Annotated in this window: 5 protein-coding genes; 2 read left to right on the forward strand and 3 right to left on the reverse strand. The window is 72.1% G+C overall.

All coding sequences use genetic code 11. The features are described from left to right. Positions 1–56: 56 nt before the first annotated feature. Positions 57–944 carry an NAD kinase gene (locus tag MJ785_RS12535; RefSeq protein ID WP_239312138.1) on the forward strand — a complete coding sequence of 296 codons (888 nt, stop codon included), beginning with the start codon at positions 57–59 and terminating at the stop codon, positions 942–944. A 98-nt stretch (positions 945–1,042) separates the two neighbouring features. Next, positions 1,043–2,878: a DNA repair protein RecN gene (recN, locus tag MJ785_RS12540; protein ID WP_239380970.1), complete on the forward strand. Its 1,836-nt coding sequence runs from the start codon at positions 1,043–1,045 to the stop codon at positions 2,876–2,878. A gap of 46 nt (positions 2,879–2,924) precedes the next feature. On the opposite strand, the gene MJ785_RS12545 is transcribed toward recN, so the two are convergent. The 3 genes from MJ785_RS12545 to MJ785_RS12555 form a co-directional block, all read right to left on the reverse strand. Continuing rightward, positions 2,925–4,238: a cell wall metabolism sensor histidine kinase WalK gene (locus MJ785_RS12545; RefSeq protein WP_239380979.1), complete on the reverse strand. Its 1,314-nt coding sequence runs from the start codon at positions 4,236–4,238 to the stop codon at positions 2,925–2,927. 80 nt (positions 4,239–4,318) lie between these two features. Next, positions 4,319–4,999, reverse strand: coding sequence for a response regulator transcription factor (locus MJ785_RS12550; RefSeq protein WP_239313609.1), 681 nt, complete (start codon positions 4,997–4,999; stop codon positions 4,319–4,321). Between the two features lie 83 nt (positions 5,000–5,082). Continuing rightward, complete coding sequence (locus MJ785_RS12555) at positions 5,083–5,739, reverse strand: DUF2231 domain-containing protein (protein WP_239380981.1); 657 nt, start codon at positions 5,737–5,739, stop codon at positions 5,083–5,085. Between the last annotated feature and the right edge of the window lie 109 nt (positions 5,740–5,848).

Consider the following 5,848-nt stretch of genomic DNA (forward strand, 5'->3'; position numbering starts at 1 on the left):
GCCGGCGGCGGCGACTGTGGGCCGGGCCTGTCCGGTCAGCCCGGAGAGGTGCACGGGTGAGCCGGGAGGTCCTGGTCGTGACCCATCCCCGCCGTTCGGCGGTGCGTGAGGTCGCCCAGCGTGTCCTGGATCAGTTTGTCGCCGCCGGAGTCGCGCCGCGGGTGCTGCGCGACGAGGCCGACCTGCTCGACCTGCGCTGTGCCAACGTCGTCCCGCCCGACGGGGCCGCGGCGTTCGGGGTCGAGCTTGTCCTCGTTCTCGGCGGGGACGGCAGCCTGCTGCGCGGCGCGGAGCTTGCGCGCGGCGCCGACGCCCCGCTGCTCGGTGTCAACCTCGGCCATGTCGGCTTTCTCGCCGAGGCTGAACCGGACGCGCTGGAGTCCACGGTCGACCATGTCGTCCGCAAGGATTACCAGGTCGAGGAGCGGATGACCGTTGACGTGACGGTTCGCTACCACGGCGAGCCCACGTACCGCGGCTGGGCTCTCAACGAGGTGTCGCTGGAGAAGGTCGATCGGTCCCGGATGCTGGAATGCGTTGTCGAGGTCGACAACCGTCCGCTGTCCCGGTGGGGCTGTGACGGCATGATCTGTTCGACCCCCACCGGATCGACGGCGTACGCGTTCTCGGTTGGCGGCCCGGTCCTGTGGCCGGGCGTCGAGGCCCTGCTGGTCGCGCCGATCAGCGCCCACGCGCTGTTCGCCCGCCCCCTGGTGCTGGCTCCCACCTCGTCGGTCGCCATCGAGGTGCTGCCCTCGACCCCGGCCGTGCTGTCCTGCGACGGGCGGCGCTCGGTGGAGGTCGCGGAACGCTCCCTGGTCGAGGTGACGCGGGGGCGCCGGCCGGTACGGCTCGCCGTGGTGCACCCGCGGCCGTTCACCGACCGGCTGGTGGCCAAGTTCGACCTGCCGGTGACAGGCTGGCGGGGGCGGACGAGGACCTGACACGAGTGGATGCTTCTTCGCGGCCTGTGCCCGTCGCCGAGGCCGGGATCTCGGGTGCGCCCGTTACCGAGGACGGGACACGCCATAGAGTCACGTCTGTGCTCGAGGAAATTCGCATTCGCGGCCTCGGGGTCATCGACGACGCTGTGCTCGAGCTCGCGCCCGGTCTCACCGTGGTCAGCGGTGAGACCGGCGCTGGCAAGACCATGATTGTCCAGGGGCTCGGGCTTCTCACCGGCGGGCGTGCGGATGCCGGTCTGGTGCGTCCCGGCGTGGGGCGGGCCTTCGTCGACGGGCGGCTGGTCACCCCGGCTGGCAGCCCGCTGGCCGAACGGGTCCGGGACGCGGGCGGCGAGTGCGACGACGACAGCCTGCTCATCGGCCGGACCTTGACCGAGGAAGGCCGCTCCCGGGCGCACATCGGCGGCCGGTCTGTCCCGGCCAGTCTCCTTGCCGAGATCACCGACGGGCTGATCGCGGTGCACGGCCAGTCCGACCAGCAACGGTTGCTGCGTGCTGGTGAGCAGCGCGGTGCCCTCGACCGGTTCGCGGGTGCCGCGGTGGAGCGGCCGCTGGTGGCTTACACCACCGTCTACACGCGATTGCGCAGGGTCTCCAGCCTGCTTGCCGAGATCACCGAACGGGCCCGGGAGCGGTCGGCCGAGGCGGAGATCCTGCGCGGCGGCCTCGCGGAGATCGAACGAGTTGACCCGTATCCCGGCGAGGACACGGCGGTGGACACCGAGCTGCGCCGGTTGGAACACGCCGAGACGCTGATGCAGGCCGCCAGCGGCGCGCACACGGTGCTGGTGAGCGACCCCGCGGCCGGTGACGATACGCCGGGCGCCGTCGACCTGCTGGGCGCCGCTCATCGGCTGGTCGCCGCGCAGGCGTCCCTCGACCAGGATCTTGCCGACCTGGCTGACCGCCTGCACGAGGTCGGGATGCTGCTCGCCGACGTCGCCGCGGACCTCGCCTCCTACGCGGCCGGCGTCGAGTCCGATCCTGGCCGCCTTGCCACCGTGCAGGCCCGCAAGGCGGCTCTCGCGGGCCTTGCCCGAGCGCACGGCACCGATCTGCCGGGGGTCCTGGCATGGGCGGAGCAGGCCGGGCGGCGCCTGCTTGAGATCGACTCCGATGGCGACCGGGCCGGGGAGCTGGCGTCCGAACGCGACCGGCTGGTGGCTGACCTCAGCACGCATGCCACTGAGATCAGCACGGCTCGCCGTGCCGCCGCGGACAGGTTCGCCGCGGCGGTGGCCGCTGAACTTGCGGGTCTGGCGATGCCCAGGGCCCGGGTCGAGGCGGTTGTCTCCCAGCGCGCGGATCCCGCTGGCATACCCGTGGACGGCCAGCTCGTCGCCTATGGGCCGACCGGGGCTGACGAGGTCGAACTGCGCCTGGTGCCGCATCCGGGCGCACCGGCACGCCCGGTGCACAAGGGGGCCTCCGGCGGTGAGCTGTCCCGGATCATGCTGGCTATCGAGGTCGTGCTCGCCACCGCCGACACGACCACGACAATGGTGTTCGACGAGGTCGACACCGGGGTGGGCGGGCGTGCCGCGGTCGAGGTCGGCCGCCGGCTGGCCCGGCTCGCGCGGACCCATCAGGTGATCTGTATCACTCACCTGCCGCAGGTTGCGGCCTTCGCGGACCGGCACTTGGTGGTGACGAAGGCGGACGACGGTTCGGTGACCCGCAGCGGCGTGGTGACGCTCGACGATGCCGGCCGGGTGCGGGAACTGTCCCGGATGCTCGCGGGCGTCGAGGAGAGCGCCCTGGCCCACGGGCACGCTGAGGAGCTGCTCGCCAACGCCGCGGCTGACAAGAAGATTTTCGATAAGAGCGCCCGGCAACAAGGTGTGGATCAAGGGGTGGGGCTGGGGCGTGTGCGTCGCGTGGCGATGGATGAGGAACTCCGGAACACGCCGTAAGAAGATCATCGATGAGCCGTGGTAACGCGGAAGCCGCTCTCCGTTCTCACGCATGGGAGTGGCGTCCATAGGTGAAGCGGGCCTGCGCCGCGGCGGACGGGCTGTCGTGCTCCCCAGCCGCCGGGAGGGAGAGCGTGAACGTGGCGCCGCGGCCCACCGCGCCTGCCGCCGTGACCGTCCCGCCGTGGTTCGCCGCGATCTCCTGGACGAGGGCCAGGCCGAGACCGAACCGGCGCCGGTCACCGACTTGCTGGCCACGGTGGAAGCGGGTGAAGAGATCGTCAGCGGCGGTCGGCTCGAGCCCCTGCCCGGTATCTGTGATCCGCAGGGTGACAACGCCACTCGGGTTCGCCGGAGCCACTGTCATGGTCACCGATCCGTCGCTCTGGGTGTGCCCGAGCGCGTTGTCCAGCAGCGCGGAGACGGCCCGGCGCAGTGCCGGCTCAGCGCCGAGAACGACCGCGCGACGGTCTGCCTCAGCCGGCATCGCCCTGCCAGCGGTCAGATCGGCGACCGTGACGGTGAGTGTCACGCCCAGTTCGGCGGCGTACGCCTGCGCGGCCGCGGCGACCTCGTGCGCGACCCGGCCGAGATCCACCGGGGTTCGCCGACCGGGGCTGTGCGCGAGTTCGGCGGATACCAGCAGATCCTCAACGATATCCGCGAGCCGGCGGCTGTCCGCGACGATCTCACCCGCCTCGGCGGCGAGAGCGGGCACGCCGGCCTTGCCCGCGGCGCGTTCGAACACCTGGGCGCGGGTGTGCAACAGCGTGAGCGGGGTCCGTAGCTCGTGCGCGGCATCGGCGACGAACTGGCGTTGGCGGTCGAGCGCATCCCGCAGCGGCGCGACCGCACGACGCCCGACCGTGATGCTGACCATCAGGACCGCGCCGATCCCCGAGACGCCCGCGAAGCCGAGGCCGAGTAGCAGCCGGTCGGTCTGTCGGTTCAGGTCACTGAGATCGAACGCCGTCTGGATGATGAGGCCGTCTCGCCGGACAGTGATCATTTTGTAGGTGTCACCCTGGCCCAGCCGGTGCTGGGTGGACCGGGTGACACCATCCCGGGCAGTCGCATCGATCGAGGCCAGGTCCGCGAGGTTGGCCGGGGCACCATGGCTTGCCTGCAGCGGTTCGCCCGCCTGACGGAGGAAGAGCGTTATGCCGTCCGGGGGATCGTCGACGTCCTCGGCGCGGGCCGCGGCCGAGCGCAGCTGGCGGTCGACGTCCTGCCGCTGCTCATAGCTGACGATCAAATAGGCGACGCTCACGACCATCAGGATCGCCGCCGACACGGCAAGAGCCACCTGGCCGGTGAGCCGGCGGCGGGCCGCCGCCAGCAGCTGGTCATCGGCGCTCATGCCACCCGCGCGCCGGGGCCGCCTGGCAGGCCGTCCCCGGAGCACGACGGGCGGGGACGGCCGTGGCCCGCCGATTCGGGTCATCCCGGCTCCCCGAGCCGGTAGCCGACGCCGCGGATGGTGCGCACGATCGACCGCCCCAGCTTGCGTCGCAGGTAGTGGACGTAGACGTCGACGACGGACGGGTCGGCGTCCGGGAATACCCGGCGGCGCAGCTCGTCACGCTCGAAGACCTGCCCTGGCCTGGTGGCGAGGACGGCGAGCAGCTCGCACTCGCGTTCGGACAGCACCAGCGGGCTGGCATCGGGGAGCCGGACGGACCTGTCGGCCACGTGCAGGCTGCGACCATCGGGCAGGGGGAGGAGGTTCGCTTCCGCGAGATGGATACGGCGCAGCGCCCGCAGCCGAGCGAGGAGCTCGTCGAGGTCGAACGGCTTGCCGAGGTAGTCCTCGGCACCGGCGTCGAGGCCCTGGACCCGGTCGGCGATGGCGGTCCGGGCGGTGAGGACCAGCACCGGAACCGCGACACCGCGTCGGCGTAGCGCCCGGAGCAGGTCAATGCCGTCCAGCACGGGCAGGCCCCGGTCGAGGATGGCGACGTCGTAACGGCGGGTCAGGCCGAGATGCAGCCCCTGCTGGCCGTCGGTGGCCAGCTCGACCGCGTAGCCGGACTCCCCGAGGACCCCCGCAAGCAGTCCCGCGAGCGCGCGTTCGTCTTCGACGAGGAGCAGCCGGGGCTGGTGCCCGGCCGGGGCGTTCACCGGATGCAGGACCTCCGTACGGTCTGGCGGTAGCTCTGACGTCGGGCGAGCGGTCAGGCGGTCAGGCGGTCAGGCAGACGAGATCACCCCCCGTCCGCGTCGGGGCGGGGCGCGGCAGGGACGTCGGACCACGCGGCCTTGGCGCCAGCGTCGCCGATCCGTACCACCTGTACGACCGTACCGGTCGCGGCGACCACCGCGAGGAGCGCGGCCACGAGCCGCAGCGCGACCGGGTTGCCGCCGGCTGCCGTGGCAGCCGCGGTGGGGGCGGTGGACTGACGCTGTTCCCCACTCGGCTGGCTTGCCGCCGTGCCCGCGGTCCCGGCCGGCCGGCTCGCCGCGCCGGCGACGACTGGCACGTCCACAGCCACGGCCGGCGAGCTGGCCAGCTGTTCCGTCACCGCGGTGGCTTTCCGCAGCCTCCGGTCAAGCCACGTCACGAACACCGAGATGGTGAACAGCCCGAAGACCCACGGCAGGAGCCCGTCCGCGAGTTCCGCGTGCCGGGCGATGAGCGGCGATTCCGGCAGCCGCGCCTCAAGCTGATCACCGGTCGATGTGGTGAGCGGAACCAGCGCGAGCGCAACGGCCGCGAGCCCGAGCGGCAGCGGCCCGAGGCGCCGGTGTAGCGCCGGCCACAGCGCGACCGCGGCCACGACCAGCGCGGCCAGCGGGACGAGCACGGCGGTGGCGTGCACCACCAGTGGATGGGCGGGCAATCCGAAGATCTTCAGATACATGGCTCCGCGCTTTCGGTCGGCAGGCGGTTGAGGGACGACGGCCCGGCGGCACTGCCGGCACCGTTTCCGACCGAGCCTGCTGGCCCATCCTGAGAACTGTCTTAGAGCG

The sequence above is a fragment of the Protofrankia sp. CiT1 genome, assembly GCF_917627335.1.
In the GTDB taxonomy this organism is placed as follows: Bacteria; Actinomycetota; Actinomycetes; order Frankiales; family Frankiaceae; genus Protofrankia.